Origin of the sequence: Pseudomonas sp. N2-3-1-14 (assembly GCF_041228395.1) — a bacterium.
GTDB lineage: Bacteria > Pseudomonadota > Gammaproteobacteria > Pseudomonadales > Pseudomonadaceae > Aquipseudomonas.
Genome location: NZ_CP166199.1, coordinates 932,891 through 947,353, shown reverse-complemented (window position 1 = coordinate 947,353; position 14,463 = coordinate 932,891). Strand labels below are relative to the sequence as shown.

The window sequence follows — 14,463 nt, the reverse complement described above, 5'->3', positions numbered from 1 at the left end:
TTTGACTTGTACAGCATCAAACCTATGATGAGATTTAGTTGTACAGACTTAAGAGTTTGTACAGGAATCTCGGAGAGGTTTGAACATGTCCAGCACTGGAAAACCGAAGATCGCTATCAGCGCCTGCCTGTTAGGCGAGAACGTGCGCTTCAATGGCGGACACAAACAATCCCTGCTGTGCAGCCAGACGCTCGCTGACTACTTCGACTTCGTGCCGCTGTGCCCCGAAGTCGCCATCGGCCTGGGCATCCCCCGCGAACCGATCCGCCTGGTGGGCGACCCTGCCCAGCCGCAGGCCGTCGGCACGGTGCGCCGTGAACTCAACGTTACGCAGCCACTGGACGAATACGGCCAGCAGATGGCCCTGGAACACACCGATCTGTGCGGCTACATCTTCATGCAAAAGTCCCCGTCGTGTGGCCTGGAACGGGTCAAGGTCTACCGTGAGAACGGCACACCGGTGGACGGCGGCGGGCGCGGCATCTACGCGCAGGCGTTCTGCGCGGGCCACCCCAACCTGCCGGTGGAAGAAGACGGCCGGCTGAATGACCCGGTGTTGCGGGAAAACTTCCTGACCCGCGTCTTTGTGTACGCCAGCTGGCAGCAACTGCTGGCCGAGGGCCTGACCCGCCACCGCCTGCTGGCGTTTCACTCGCGCTACAAATACCTGCTGATGGCCCACAGCCCGGTGCATTACAAAAGCCTCGGCCACCTGCTGGGCAGCATGAGCAAGGACACCTCTCTCGACGCACTGGCCGCCGGCTATTTCAGCGAGCTGATGACCGGCCTGAAAAAATGCGCCACCCGCGGCACTCACACCAATGTGCTGCAACACATCAGCGGCTACCTCAAGCAGGCGATCAGCGCCGACGACAAGCAGGAAATGCAAACCGTCATCGGCCAGTACCGCACCGGCATCGTGCCGCTGGTGGTGCCGCTGACCCTGCTCAAACACCACTTCCGCCAACACCCGGACCGTTACATCGCGCAGCAGGCTTACCTGCAACCGCACCCGGAAAACCTCAGCCTGCGTAATGCGATCTGACCCATGAAAAGTACATTATGAAAGCTGCCCTGCAAGACGAACCCGGCGAAGACATCGCCCAAGCCCTCCAAGACGGCTGGCTGCCGATTCGCGAAGTGGCGCGCCAGACCGGCGTCAACGCCGTGACCCTGCGCGCCTGGGAACGCCGCTACGGCCTGATCGTGCCCCAGCGCACGCCCAAGGGCCACCGGCTGTTCAGCGCCGAACACGTGCAACGCATCCACACCATCCTGACCTGGCTCAACCGCGGTGTGCCGGTCAGTCAGGTCAAAGGCTTGATCGACTCTGCCCAGGTCAGCCCCGACACCGTCGAAAACGAATGGCACGCCCTGCGCCAGAACCTGGTGGGCGCCATCAGCGCGTTGGCCGAACGCCGGGTCGACGACGCGTTCAACCAAGCCATGGCGTTGTACCCGCCACGTACCCTGTGCGAACAGTTGCTGCTGCCGCTGCTCCAGGAACTCGAGCAGCGCTGGCAAGGCCAGTTCGGCGCGCAGATGGAGCGGGTATTTTTCCTGTCCTGGCTGCGCAGCAAGTTCGGCGCACGCATCTATCACAACAATCGCCAGCTGCAAGGCGCCCCGCTGCTGCTGGTCAACCACTCGGACCTGCCGCTGGAGCCGCATCTGTGGCTCAGCGCCTGGCTGGCCAGCAGCGCCGATTGCCCAGTGGAAGTCTTCGATTGGCCGTTGCCGGTCGGTGAGCTGGCGTTAGCGGTGGAGCACCTGCAACCGCGGGCCGTGCTGCTGTATTCGAGCAAGGCCCTGCAGGTGTCGACACTCACCAAGCTGCTGGGCGGAGTCGGTTGCCCGACGCTGATTGCCGGACCAACGGTATGCATCCACCAGGCCGAGTTGGCCGTATTAACCCGTGAAACCCCTGAATTGTTCGTGGCCGAAGACCCGTTGTCGGCCCACTTGATTCTGATCCAGCGTGGACTTCTTTAAATGCATTTGATCTGGCTGCGCACCGACCTGCGCCTACACGACAACACCGCCCTGGCCGCCGCCTGCCAGCGAGGCCCGGTTGCGGCCGTGTACCTGATCACTCCCGAACAGTGGCTGGCCCACGATGACGCACCGTGCAAAGTCGACTTCTGGCTGCGCAACCTGCAGCACTTGAACCAGGCGCTCGGCAAGCTGAACATTCCCCTGCTGATCCGCACCACCGCGACCTGGGACCAGGCGCCCGCCGTGCTCGGCACGCTGTGTCGGGAGCTGTCGGTCGAGTCGGTCCACGTCAACGAGGAATACGGCATCCACGAAACCCGCCGCGATGCCGCCGTGGCTCAGGCTCTGGAAGCCCAGGGCGTGACGTTCCACAGCTACCTGGACCAATTGTTCTTCCAGCCCGGTAGCGTGCTGACCAAAAGCGGCACGTACTTCCAGGTCTTCAGCCAGTTCCGCAAGGTCTGCTACAGCCGCCTGCACAGCGCCCTTCCCCGTTTGGTGGCAACACCTAAAGTCCAGGTGCCGATCAAGCTCAAAAGCGATCCGATACCTGCACAGGTCGACGGGTTCGAGCCGCCCAGCGAAGCCTTGCGCGCGCTCTGGCCGGCCGGTGAAGACGAAGCACGCCGCCGTCTCGACGCCTTCGCCGATCAACAAATCAGCTACTACAAAGATGAGCGCGACTTCCCGGCCAAACCCGGCACCAGCCAACTGTCCGCCTACCTTGCCGCCGGCGTAGTTTCGCCCCGCCAGTGCCTGCATGCCGCCTTGCAAACCAACCAGGGCGAGTTTGAAAGTGGCGACATCGGCGCGATCACGTGGATCAACGAACTGCTCTGGCGCGAGTTCTACAAGCACATTCTGGTCGGCTATCCACGGGTGTCGCGCCACCGTGCGTTTCGTCCCGAGACCGAAGCAGTGGCCTGGCGCGATGCGCCCAAGGACCTCGCCGCCTGGCAGCAAGCGCGCACCGGCTTGCCGATCATCGACGCCGCCATGCGCCAGTTGCTCGAAACCGGCTGGATGCACAATCGCCTGCGCATGGTGGTCGCGATGTTCCTGACCAAGAACCTGCTGATCGACTGGCGCGAAGGCGAGCGCTTCTTCATGCGCCACCTGATCGACGGCGACCTGGCCGCCAACAACGGCGGCTGGCAGTGGAGCTCCTCCACCGGCACCGACTCGGCGCCGTATTTCCGGATTTTCAGCCCGCTGAGCCAGTCGGAAAAATTCGACAGCGAAGGCGTGTTCATCAAGCACTGGCTGCCGGAACTGGCGGCGCTGAACAAGAAGGAAGTGCACAACCCCGAGGCGGTTGGCGGCCTGTTTGGCGTGGCCGATTACCCACGCGCTATCGTCGACTTGAAAAAGTCCCGCGCGCGCGCCCTGGCCGCCTTCCGCAGCCTGCCCTCGCGCCAGGGGGTTGCCGAACATGAGTGACTTCCTGCACCGGTTCGCCCAAGCCTTTGCGACGCTGGACAAGCACAACCTGCACCTGCTCGACAGCCTGTACAGCAAGGACATCGCCTTCACCGACCCGCTGCATGAAGTGCACGGGCTGACGGCGCTGCACCGCTATTTCACCGAGCTGTATGGCAATGTGAGCCAGCTGCGTTTTGACTTTCACGGCTTCGACCAGGTGGCCGAAGGCGAAGGCTACCTGCGCTGGAAGATGAGTTTTTGCCACCCGCGCCTGAACAGCGGCAAGGTGATCCGGGTTGAAGGCTGCTCACACCTGATGTGGCGCGACAAGGTGTACCGGCACCGGGATTATTTCGATGCAGGCGCTCTGCTCTACGAACACGTGCCAGTACTCGGCCGCGTCATCAGTTGGCTGAAAAGGAGAATGGGATGAGCTTTACACCGCCCCGCCGATATTGGCTGACCGGCGCCAGCAGTGGCATCGGCGCGTCGCTGGCCGTGGAGCTGCTCAACAGCGGCGCCCACGTGGCGCTCAGCTCACGCACGAAAGGCCCGCTGGAAGCCCTCGCCCAACGTTATCCGGGCCAAGTGCTGGTGGTGGCCGGCGACCTGACCAACAGCCAGACCGTGCGTGAGATCGGCGAGCATATCGGCGTGGTCTGGGGCTCCGTCGATACGGTCATTCTCAACGCCGGCACCTGTGAATATGTCGATGCCAAGCAATTTGATGCATCGATTGTCGAGTACGTGGTGCGCACCAACTTGTTGGCCAGCAGCTATTGCATCGAAGCTGCGCTGCCGCTGTTGCGCGCCGGGCATTCCCCGCACCTGGTCGGCGTAGCCAGCGCCGTCACCTACCTGCCCATGCCCCGCGCCGAAGCCTATGGTGCGTCCAAGGCCGGGCTGCGCTACCTGTTCGAATCCCTGCGCATCAGCCTGTCGCCCGAAAATATTGACGTCACCGTGATCAGCCCGGGCTTTGTCGACACCCCGCTGACCGAACGCAACGACTTCCCGATGCCCCTGAGCTGGTCCGCCGACAAGGCCGCGCGGCATATCTTCGCCAAGCTGGCAAAACGTCCGCTGGAAATCGCCTTTCCCGCCATGTTTATCGCCACCTTGTGGCCGCTGTCGAAGCTGCCCAACCGTGCGCAACTGATCATCGGCAAACGCATGTTGCGCAGCCCGCCACCGAAGAAGGACGACCTGTGAAGATCGCCATTATCGGCAGCGGCATCGCCGGGCTGACCAGCGCTTACCTGCTCAGCCGTCGCCACGACATCACTGTGTTCGAAGCGGGCGAGCGCATTGGCGGGCATACCCACACGGTCGACGTCACGGTTGAGGGCAAAAGCTACGCGGTGGACACCGGGTTTATCGTGTTCAACGACTGGACCTACCCCAACTTCATTCGCTTGCTGGGGCAAATTGGCGTCAGCTTCAAACCCACCGAAATGAGTTTTTCGGTGTGCGATCAAAGCGCCGGATTCGAGTACAACGGCAACAACCTCAACAGCCTGTTTGCCCAACGCCGCAATATCCTGTCGCCTGGGTTCTGGGGCATGTTGCGCGACATTCTGCGCTTCAATCGCCAGGCGCCGCTGGACCTGCAGGAACAACGCATCAGCGCCGAGATGACCCTGGGCGATTACCTCGAAGCCGGCGGCTACGGCCCACGCTTTATCCGGCATTACATCGTGCCGATGGGCGCGGCGATCTGGTCGATGTCCCTGGCCGACATGCTCGGCTTTCCGTTGCAGTTCTTTGTGCGCTTTTTCAAGAACCACGGTTTGCTCTCGGTGAACAACCGGCCGCAGTGGTGCGTGATCGAGGGCGGGTCGAGCAGCTACATCGAGCCGCTGACGCGCAGCTTTCGCGAACAGGTGCGCCTCAATTGCCCGGTGCATAACGTCGAGCGTACCGACGAGGGCGTTGTGATCCACAGCGCCGCCGGCAGCGAGACGTTTGACCGGGTCGTGTTGGCCTGCCACAGCGACCAGGCCCTGGCCTTGCTGGCCGACCCCAGCACGGCGGAACAGGAAATCCTCGGCGCGCTGCCTTACGCCGACAACGATGTGGTGCTGCACACCGACACGCGCCTGCTGCCGGACCGCAAGCTCGCCTGGGCCAGCTGGAATTATCGGCTGACCGGCGATACCCAAACCCAGGCCGCCGTCACTTACGACATGAACATTCTGCAAGGCATCGACAGCGCCACCACCTTTTGCGTCAGCCTCAACCAGACGCCGATGATCAACCCGCTGAAGATCCTCGCGCGCTACACCTACGCGCACCCGCAATACAGCCTCGCGGCGGTCGCTGCCCAAGCGCGCTGGGAAGAATTGGCAGGCACGCGCAACACCTTTTTTTGCGGCGCCTACTGGGCCAATGGTTTCCACGAAGACGGCGTGGTCAGCGCTTTGCGCGTGGCTCAAGCCTTTGGAGAAACCCTGTGAACAGCGCCCTGTACAGCGGCTGGATCGCCCATCGCCGGTTTGCGCCCAAGGCTCACGCCTTTCGCTACCGCATCGGCCTGCTGTACCTGGATTTGAGCGAACAAGACGAAGTGCTCGGGCTGTCGCCCCTGGCCGGCGCTGGTCGCCTGGCGCCCTTTGGCTTTCGCCAGCAGGATTACCTGCGTGAATTCACGCGCCACGGCATGAGCTTGAGCGATGCCGTGCGCCAGGAAGTTGGCAAGGCGCTGGGACGCGAGCCCCAGGGCGTTATCTGCCTGCTGACCCAGGCTCGCAGTTGGGGCCTGGCTTTTAACCCGGTGAGTTTCTTCTACTGCTTCGAGGCCGATGGGCAACTGGCCGCGATCCTGTGTGAAGTGACTAACACCCCATGGCGCGAGCGCTATCACTACGTGCTGCCGGCCCAGGCGCTCGGCGCCGATGAGCATCAGCACTTCGCCGTGGCCAAGGCCTTCCATGTGTCGCCGTTTTTGCCACGCGACCTGGAATACCGCATGAGTTTCAGCCCGCCCGCCGCCAAGCTCGGCGTGCACATGGCCGACTGGCAAGGTGAGTTGAAGGTTTTCGACGCCACGCTGAGCCTGCACAAGGAAGCGTTGAACCGCGCCAGCCTGCATCGCTACTTGTGGCGCTTCCCGTGGATGACCGCCAAGACGTGCCTGGCCATTTACTGGCAGGCCATGCGCCTGTTGCTCAAACGCACACCGATTTTTTCCCATCAGGCCGCCGATGGCGCCTCTCGCACCGCAGTCGGGTATACCAAGGATCGCCGCCATGAAATCCCCTAGCTTATCGGTCAAGACCAATCGCCTGAACGTCAACGGCATGACCAGCGCATTGCTGCGCAAGGCCGTGCTGCGCCAACTCAGCCAACTGCGCCACGGCCAGCTGGTGGTGATCGAGGACGGCGAACGCCAAGTGTTCGGTGCCCGCGAAGCGCACCTGCTGGGGGAAATCCAGATCCTCGACTCGGCGGTGTGGGGCCTGGTGGCGGCCAACGGATCGATCGGCGCCGGCGAGGCGTTTATCCACGGTTATTGGACCAGCCCGGACTTGACCGCCGTGGTGCGCGTGATGGTCAGCAACCTGGAGGTGCTCGACGCCATGGAAGGTGGCCTGGCGCGCCTGGCACGCCCCTTCACTCAAGGCCTGCACTGGCTCAACCGCAATACGCGCAAGGGCTCGCAGAAAAACATCGCCGCCCACTATGACCTTGGCAACGACCTGTTCGAAGAATTCCTCGACCCGACCATGATGTACTCGGCGGCGCAATTTCTGACGCCCGATGACACCCTGGAACAGGCGCAATTGAACAAGCTGGAACGCATCTGCCAAAAGCTCGCACTCAAGCCCACCGACCATCTGCTCGAAATCGGCACCGGCTGGGGCAGCATGGCGCTGTACGCAGCGCAGCATTACGGCTGCAAAGTCACCACCACGACCTTGTCCAAAGAGCAGTTTGCCTACACCCAAAAGCGCATCGATGCCCTGGGACTGCAGGGCCAGGTGACCCTGCTGTTGCAGGACTACCGCGACCTGACCGGTCAATACGACAAGCTGGTGTCCATCGAGATGATCGAGGCGGTGGGCCATCGCTTCCTGCCGACCTACTTCAAGCAGTGCGCGCATTTGCTCAAGAGCGACGGCCTGATGCTGCTGCAAGCCATCACCATTCGCGAGCAGCGTTTTGAGCAGGCCAAGAACAGCGTCGATTTCATCCAGCGCTATATTTTCCCCGGCGGCGCCCTGCCCTGCGTGCAGAACATGCTGCACATCGTCAGCCGCGACACCGACATGAACCTGCTGCACATGGAAGACTTCGGCCTGCACTACGCAAAAACCCTGCGCCTGTGGCATGAGAACTTCCGCCGCGCCCATGGCCGCCTTGCCGAGTTGGGCTACGACGAATACTTCCTGCGCTTGTGGGAATTCTATTTGTGCTACTGCGAAGGTGGGTTCTTGGAACGAACGATAGGCACCGCGCAGTTGCTGCTGGCCAAACCGGCGGCAATCAACCCACCCTTGCTTGGGCGCTTCAGTGCTTAAATCGCTGGCGAACGCCGTACTGTTCCAGTGCGGCTGGTTTGCCTGTGTGCTGGGGGGCGACAGCGAATGGTTGCTGGTGGTCGGTGCAGTACTGGCCATCCACCTGCTGTGGATAAGTTCATGGTCGCGGGAAGGCCAGGTGATCCTCGCCGTCACGTTGTTTGGCACTGTGGTGGATACCGCATTGCGCACCTTTGGCGTCTTTCATTTCAGTTTTCCGGGGCCACTGATCCCGTTTTGGCTGGTGTTGCTGTGGGCGTTGCTCGCCACCACGCTACGCCATTGCCTGGCCTGGAGTGCCCAGCCCTGGTGGCGCGCCAGCGTGTTGGGCGCGGTCGGCGGGCCGTTGTCTTATTACGCGGGCAGCCAATTGGCCGGCGTGGGTTTCGGTTACGGCACGGCGCCAACCCTGATTGGCCTGGCGCTGCTTTGGGCGCTGGTGTTCCCGATGCTGCACTGGATCGCCCGACAACTGGGGCACTGACGTCCGTCAGAGCTTTCACACCTACCTGACACGCTTGCCTTACACTGCGCGCCTATGACCAACATTCCCCACACTCAAATCACCGAACCCGCCGTCACTTGCTCGACGTGCGCGGCCTGCTGTTGCCAATTGGAAGTGATGCTGATCACCGACACCGGCGTGCCGGAGCGCTATATCGATACGGACGATTGGGGCGGCGAAGTGATGCTGCGCCTGGATGATGGCTGGTGTGCGGCGCTGGACCGGGACACGATGATGTGCACGATTTACGAGCGACGGCCGCTGATCTGCCGGGAGTTCGAGATGGGTGCGCCGGAATGCCTCACCGAGCGTGAAGGGATTGCGACGGCGTATCGCTGATCCTGAGGTAGATGAAAATCAAAATGTGGGAGCTGGCTTGCCTGCGATAGCATCACTTCGGTGTAACTGATAGACCGAGGTGTCTGCATCGCAGGCAAGCCAGCTCCCACATTAGTCAGCAAGTGCCTGATGATTTACAACGGCAAGGTGTAGTGCAACGAGTAGCTCTCTACCCCATCGTTATTGCTGCTGATGCCCGCGTTGGAATAGTGCGTGGCACGAATGCCCACCTCATGCCCACCTGTGAAACGCAAACCAAAGCCCAGGCGGTCCTCAAACTGGAAGGACTGGCCGATGTTGTTGTCTTCCAGGCGTGTGCGCGAGAACGCGGCCACGCCGATGCCGGCCTCGATGTAAGGTTTTACCGATGCCCCGGCAAACTCATACACAAATACCGGCGAGAACGACAGGCTGCTGGCGCCCGCACGTTTGTCGCCTTCCCAGTAGGTGTACGCGCCGCTCCAGTAGCCGGTCAACCGGCCGGTATCGCTCTGCCACCAGCTTTTATCCCAATCCGATGTCAGCCCCAACCGATAGGTCATGGTCGAATCGCTGGTGCTCCCCACACCAAATTCCAGGCCAGCGGCCTGGGCCGAAACAGAGTGTCCTACCACGGCGGCCGCAATCGCAGCCAAACAGAACAAGCGCTTCATAAGAAACAGTCCTTGAGAACGAAGTTGTATGGTTTGGTACAAGCTAACTCGCTATAGAAGCGCGCGCATAGCCAGAAGTTCAGCGTCTAACCCCGGTATTTCACGAATTTTTCACGCGTCGAAGCTTCGCACAACTCCGGAATGTTTCCATAGTGTAGGTAGGATATTTCTTAAATGATCGACGTTACCGCTCGTCCAGAACCGGGCCGGCTCAGGGTTGCCGCTGGCCAGCAGGTCACGCTCGCCCAGCAAACGCTTGAGCTGGCGTGCCACGGCAGCGCCGGTATCGATCAGGATGATGCTCGGGGCAAGCATCTGCGCCAGAAGCGGCTTGAGGAAGGGATAGTGGGTGCAGCCGAGAATAATCGTGTCGCAGCCGGCGCTGAGCAGCGGTTCGACATAGCCGCGCAACATCTGGCGCAGTTCGGGGCTGTCGAGGTCGCCGCTTTCAATCAACTCCACCAGGCCCGGGCATGGCTGGGTGATCACACGCACGTCGGTGGCGAAGCGATCGAGCAAAGCAGCGAACTTGGCGCTTTGCAGGGTGCCAGTGGTGGCGAGTACACCGACCACGCCGCTGCGAGTGGCGGCGGCGGCGGGTTTGACGGCGGGCTCCATGCCTACCAGGGGCCAATCGGGATAGTCCTGGCGCAAATCGGCAACGGCGGCGACGGTCGCCGTGTTGCAGGCAATCACAAACGCCTTGGCGCCTTGCTCGCGGAAAAATTCGGCGACACGCCGGGAGCGCTCAAGAATGAATGCCGGGGTTTTCTCGCCGTAGGGGATATGCCCGCAATCAGCCACGTACAGCAGCGACTCATGGGGCAATAACTGCTGAATTTCGTCCAGCACGGTCAAGCCGCCGATGCCGGAATCGAACACACCGATGGGCGCGCTCTTAACCATGCTGCGTCCCGCACACGCTGCAACCGGGGTCGCGCTTGACGCGCAGTTCGCGAAAACGTGTGGTCAACGCATCAATCAGCAACAAGCGGCCTACCAGCGGCTCACCGAAACCGGCCAGCAATTTCAGGGCTTCCAGTGCTTGCAGGCTGCCGACCACGCCAACCAACGGACCGACGACGCCGGCTTCGCTGCAGGTCAGTTCGGTGTCGCTGCCGTGCCCATATAAACAGTGGTAACACGGGCTGTCGGCGCGACGTGGGTCGAACACCGACAATTGCCCTTCCAGGCGAATCGCCGCGCCGCTGATCAATGGCTTGGCGGCGGCAACACAGGCGGCGTTCACCGCTTCACGGGTGGAAAAGTTGTCGCTGCAATCGAGCACCACGTCCACCGCCGCTACTGCCGCGGCCAGTGAATCGGCATCCAGCGCTGCGCGGTGAGCAAGCAGTTTGACTTCAGGGTTGATCGCCGCGAGACGACGCAGGGCCGAATCGACCTTGGTCTGCCCGACACTCTCGGTGTCGTGGATGATCTGGCGTTGCAGGTTGGTCAGGTCAACGGTGTCAAAGTCCGCCAGGTGCAGCTCGCCTACACCGGCTGCCGCCAGGTACAGCGCCACCGGCGCGCCCAGCCCGCCCAGGCCGACGATCAACGCGCGGGCGTTTTTCAGGCGCAATTGGCCGTCGATGTCGACATGTTGCAACAGAATCTGTCGGCTATAGCGCAACAGCTCCTGGTCGGTCAGCACGGCCGGCGCCCCAGGGTGATGCGTTCGTGTCCACCGAGGTCAAGGCGGCTGTGCACCTCTTCAAAGCCTGCGCCAAGCAGCAGGTCACGCACGGCCGCCGCCTGATCGTAGCCATGTTCGAGTAACAGCCAGCCAGCCGCATTCAAGTGGGCGGGAGATTCGGCGATGATCAACCGCAAGTCATCCAGGCCATCATGCCCCGCCACCAGCGCGCTGGCCGGTTCAAAACGCACGTCGCCGACCACCAGATGGGGATCGTTATCGGCAATGTACGGCGGGTTGCTGATGATCAGGTCGAAGGTTTGATCTTGCAGGGCGCTGAACCAATGACTGTTCAACACCGTGGCGTTTTTCAGGTGCAGGCGCTGGCGATTGCGTTCAGCCAGGGCCACGGCTTCGAGCACGCGGTCAACCGCCGTGACCTGCCAGGCCGGACGTTCGCTGGCCAGGGCCAGGGCGATGGCGCCGCTGCCGGTGCCCAGGTCCAGAACCTTGGCAGGCGTGGCGGGCAACAGTTCCAGCGCGGCTTCCACCAATAGCTCGGTTTCCGGACGTGGGATCAGCGTGTGAGGCGCGACCTCCAGGTCCAGCTTCCAGAAGCCTTGCTGGCCGAGGATATACGCCACCGGCTCACCGCCACGACGACGTTGCAAATAGTCGGCAAAGGTCAGCGCATGTTCGCTGCTGACGATTTTTTCCGGCCAGGTGTGCAGGTAGCTGCGCGATTTACCCAAGGCCGCGGCCAGCAACAACTCCACATCCAGACGCGCAGTGGGCGAGTCGGGCAGGTCTGCGGCGCGCAGCAGGCTGGCAATGATGGTCATTTATTCACCTATCGCCGCCAATTGGTCGGCCTGGTATTCGGCGAGCAACGGTTCGATCACTGCATCCACACCGCCGGCAAGAATCTCGTCGAGGGAGTAAAGCGTGAGGTTGACCCGGTGGTCGGTGACCCGGCCCTGGGCAAAGTTGTAGGTACGGATGCGCTCGGAGCGGTCGCCCGAACCCACCAGCAACTTGCGCTCGCTGGCAATCGCGTTAGCGGCGGCGCTGGTCTGCTGGTCGTTGAGCTTGGCCGACAGCCAGGACATGGCCCGCGCACGGTTCTTGTGCTGGGAGCGTTCTTCCTGGCACTCCACCACGATGCCCGACGGCAAGTGCGTGATGCGGATCGCTGAGTCGGTCTTGTTGACGTGCTGACCACCGGCGCCCGATGAGCGGTAGGTGTCGACACGCAAGTCCGCCGGATTGATCTCGATGGCTTCCTGCTCGTCGGGCTCTGGCAACACGGCCACGGTGCACGCCGAGGTGTGGATACGGCCCTGGGATTCTGTCGCCGGCACCCGCTGCACGCGGTGTGCGCCGGATTCGAATTTCAGTTTGCCGTAGACGTTGTCGCCTTCAACCCGGGCGATGACTTCTTTATAGCCGCCGTGTTCGCCTTCGTTCTCGGACAGAATCTCGACGCGCCAGCCACGACGCTCGGCGTAGCGCGAGTACATGCGGAACAGGTCGCCAGAGAAGATCGCCGCCTCGTCGCCACCGGTGCCGGCACGGATTTCGAGGAACACGTTGCGCCCGTCGTTGGGGTCTTTGGGCAGCAGCATGCGCTGCAGGTCGCCTTCCAGCTCGGCCAGTTTTTCCTTGGCCTCGCGAACTTCTTCCACGGCCATTTCGCGCATGTCCGGGTCGCTGTCCTTGAGCAGCGCCTGGGCGCCTTCGAGGTCGGCCTGCACTTTCATCAGGTGTTTGTAGGTGGCCACAATCGGCTCAACTTCGGCGTATTCCTTGGAATAGGCGCGGAACTTGGTCTGATCGGAGATGACCTCGCCATCGCCGAGCAAGGCGGTCAGTTCTTCGAAACGGTCCTGGAGCACGTCCAGTTTATTGAGCAGTGACGCTTTCATTGCGGTTTTTTATCCGAAGAGCTATCTGACGCGCCCTCACCGAGGGCAAAGAGTTCCTGGGCCATGGCCAGCGCATCAAGGCGGCCTTCGGCAGTAAGCTTTTTCAACTGGACGCTGGGGGCGTGAAGCAACTTGTTGGTCAGGCCACGCGCCAGTTGCATCAGCACCTCTTCGGCGCTGCTGCCGTTGGCCAGCAGACGCTGGGCCTTGATCAATTCCTCGTCACGCAGGCGTTCGCCCTGCTGACGATACGCCTTGAGCACGTCGACCGCCGCCAGTTCGCGCAGGCGCACCATGAAGTCTTCGGCGCCGGTGCTGACCATTTCCTCGGCGGCCTGGGCGGCGCCCTGGCGACTCTTGAGGTTTTCGGCAACCACTTCGTGCAGATCGTCGACGCTGTAGAGGTAAACGTCGTCCAACTCGCCGACTTCTGGCTCGATGTCGCGGGGAACGGCGATATCCACCATGAAGATCGGTTTGTGCTTGCGCAGCTTCAGCGCGCTCTCGACCGCGCCTTTGCCAAGAATCGGCAACTGGCTGGCGGTGGAGCTGATGACGATATCGCTGCGCACCAGTTCAGCCGGGATATCCGACAGCAGCACGGCGTGGGCGCCAAACTGCTCGGCAAGAATGCTCGCGCGTTCCAGGGTTCGGTTGGCGACCACAATGCGCTTCACACCCAGGTCGTGCAGATGGCGTGCCACCAGGGTGATGGTTTCACCGGCGCCGATCAGCAAGGCCTGGCTGCGCTGCAAGTCGCTGAAAATCTGTTTGGCCAGGCTGACGGCGGCAAACGCTACGGACACCGGGTTTTCACCGATGGCAGTGTCGGTGCGCACCTGCTTGGCCGAGTTGAAAGTGGCCTGGAACAGCCGCCCCAGCAGTGGCCCCACGGTGCCGGCCTCGCGGGCCACGGCATAGGCGGATTTCATCTGGCCAAGGATCTGCGGTTCGCCCAACACCAGCGAGTCGAGCCCTGAGGCGACGCGCATCATGTGACGAACTGCCGCATCCTCTTCGTGCACATACGCACTGGCGCGCAGGTCATCGAGGCTCAAATGGTGATAATCGGCCAGCCAGCGCAGCACCCCATCCGCTGAAAGATGTTCCTGCTCTATATAAAGCTCACTGCGATTGCAGGTCGAAAGGATCGCAGCTTCGCGGCTGTCGGTGAGCCGGCAGAGCTGCTGCAAGGCCTCAACCAACTGCTCTGGCGTAAACGCCACGCGCTCGCGCACGTCTACGGAAGCAGTCTTGTGGTTAATACCGAGTGCGAGGAAGGCCATTCAATATCGCTGATGATGTCGGGAAGCCGACAATTGTCCTACTTCGAAAGATCCAGAACAACCACCGTCGTCTATTGTCCTAGTAGCTTATGCCTATAAAGGCGCCAACTGAGACTCGGTTATGTTTGGCCGAAGGCTTGTGTCATGATGATCCGACCGCAGGTTAGTCGTCCTCTTCCTAT

General features: G+C 61.9%; 16 protein-coding genes. 10 read left to right on the top strand and 6 right to left on the bottom strand.

Annotated features, from left to right (window positions below):
• Window positions 1-85 precede the first annotated feature (85 nt).
• The 10 genes from AB5I78_RS04350 to AB5I78_RS04305 are packed head-to-tail and all read left to right on the top strand — an operon-like array spanning window position 86 to window position 8,781.
• Complete coding sequence (locus AB5I78_RS04350) at window positions 86-1,045, top strand: YbgA family protein (protein ID WP_369302554.1); 960 nt, start codon at window positions 86-88, stop codon at window positions 1,043-1,045.
• 17 nt (window positions 1,046-1,062) lie between these two features.
• Entirely contained in the window at window positions 1,063-1,992 is a 930-nt protein-coding gene (locus AB5I78_RS04345) for a MerR family transcriptional regulator (protein ID WP_262210063.1), read from the top strand.
• Entirely contained in the window at window positions 1,993-3,435 is a 1,443-nt protein-coding gene (gene phrB, locus AB5I78_RS04340; protein ID WP_369302553.1) for a deoxyribodipyrimidine photo-lyase, read from the top strand.
• On the top strand, window positions 3,428-3,850 hold the full coding sequence (locus tag AB5I78_RS04335) for a nuclear transport factor 2 family protein (RefSeq protein WP_369302552.1): 423 nt from the start codon (window positions 3,428-3,430) through the stop codon (window positions 3,848-3,850). Before phrB ends, AB5I78_RS04335 begins: the two co-directional genes overlap by 8 nt.
• Window positions 3,847-4,629, top strand: a complete 783-nt coding sequence (locus tag AB5I78_RS04330; protein ID WP_369302551.1) for an SDR family NAD(P)-dependent oxidoreductase — start codon at window positions 3,847-3,849, stop codon at window positions 4,627-4,629. Before AB5I78_RS04335 ends, AB5I78_RS04330 begins: the two co-directional genes overlap by 4 nt.
• The gene (locus AB5I78_RS04325; protein ID WP_369302550.1) at window positions 4,626-5,873 is read left to right on the top strand and encodes an NAD(P)/FAD-dependent oxidoreductase; all 1,248 of its coding nucleotides are present in this window, start codon (window positions 4,626-4,628) and stop codon (window positions 5,871-5,873) included. The genes AB5I78_RS04330 and AB5I78_RS04325 overlap by 4 nt, the downstream gene beginning before the upstream one ends.
• Window positions 5,870-6,679: a DUF1365 domain-containing protein gene (locus AB5I78_RS04320; protein WP_124416390.1), complete on the top strand. Its 810-nt coding sequence runs from the start codon at window positions 5,870-5,872 to the stop codon at window positions 6,677-6,679. The genes AB5I78_RS04325 and AB5I78_RS04320 overlap by 4 nt, the downstream gene beginning before the upstream one ends.
• On the top strand, window positions 6,666-7,937 hold the full coding sequence (locus AB5I78_RS04315; RefSeq protein WP_369302549.1) for a class I SAM-dependent methyltransferase: 1,272 nt from the start codon (window positions 6,666-6,668) through the stop codon (window positions 7,935-7,937). Before AB5I78_RS04320 ends, AB5I78_RS04315 begins: the two co-directional genes overlap by 14 nt.
• The gene (locus tag AB5I78_RS04310; protein ID WP_369302548.1) at window positions 7,930-8,421 is read left to right on the top strand and encodes a DUF2878 domain-containing protein; all 492 of its coding nucleotides are present in this window, start codon (window positions 7,930-7,932) and stop codon (window positions 8,419-8,421) included. The genes AB5I78_RS04315 and AB5I78_RS04310 overlap by 8 nt, the downstream gene beginning before the upstream one ends.
• 54 nt (window positions 8,422-8,475) lie before the next feature.
• Complete coding sequence (locus tag AB5I78_RS04305; protein WP_016977069.1) at window positions 8,476-8,781, top strand: YkgJ family cysteine cluster protein; 306 nt, start codon at window positions 8,476-8,478, stop codon at window positions 8,779-8,781.
• Window positions 8,782-8,915: 134 nt separating this feature from the next.
• Here AB5I78_RS04305 and AB5I78_RS04300 read toward each other — a convergent pair whose 3' ends face one another.
• The 6 genes from AB5I78_RS04300 to hemA form a co-directional block, all read right to left on the bottom strand.
• Window positions 8,916-9,434 carry an acyloxyacyl hydrolase gene (locus AB5I78_RS04300; protein ID WP_145165577.1) on the bottom strand — a complete coding sequence of 173 codons (519 nt, stop codon included), beginning with the start codon at window positions 9,432-9,434 and terminating at the stop codon, window positions 8,916-8,918.
• A gap of 111 nt (window positions 9,435-9,545) precedes the next feature.
• A complete protein-coding gene (gene murI / locus AB5I78_RS04295) occupies window positions 9,546-10,340 on the bottom strand; it encodes a glutamate racemase (protein WP_242194843.1) in 795 nt (264 codons plus the stop codon).
• Window positions 10,333-11,088 carry a molybdopterin-synthase adenylyltransferase MoeB gene (gene moeB / locus AB5I78_RS04290; RefSeq protein ID WP_145165572.1) on the bottom strand — a complete coding sequence of 252 codons (756 nt, stop codon included), beginning with the start codon at window positions 11,086-11,088 and terminating at the stop codon, window positions 10,333-10,335. The genes murI and moeB overlap by 8 nt, the downstream gene beginning before the upstream one ends.
• A complete protein-coding gene (gene prmC / locus AB5I78_RS04285; protein WP_369302547.1) occupies window positions 11,082-11,912 on the bottom strand; it encodes a peptide chain release factor N(5)-glutamine methyltransferase in 831 nt (276 codons plus the stop codon). Before prmC ends, moeB begins: the two co-directional genes overlap by 7 nt.
• Window positions 11,913-12,995: a peptide chain release factor 1 gene (gene prfA, locus AB5I78_RS04280; RefSeq protein WP_119736461.1), complete on the bottom strand. Its 1,083-nt coding sequence runs from the start codon at window positions 12,993-12,995 to the stop codon at window positions 11,913-11,915.
• On the bottom strand, window positions 12,992-14,281 hold the full coding sequence (hemA, locus tag AB5I78_RS04275) for a glutamyl-tRNA reductase (RefSeq protein WP_106578558.1): 1,290 nt from the start codon (window positions 14,279-14,281) through the stop codon (window positions 12,992-12,994). The genes prfA and hemA overlap by 4 nt, the downstream gene beginning before the upstream one ends.
• Window positions 14,282-14,463: the final 182 nt, after the last annotated feature.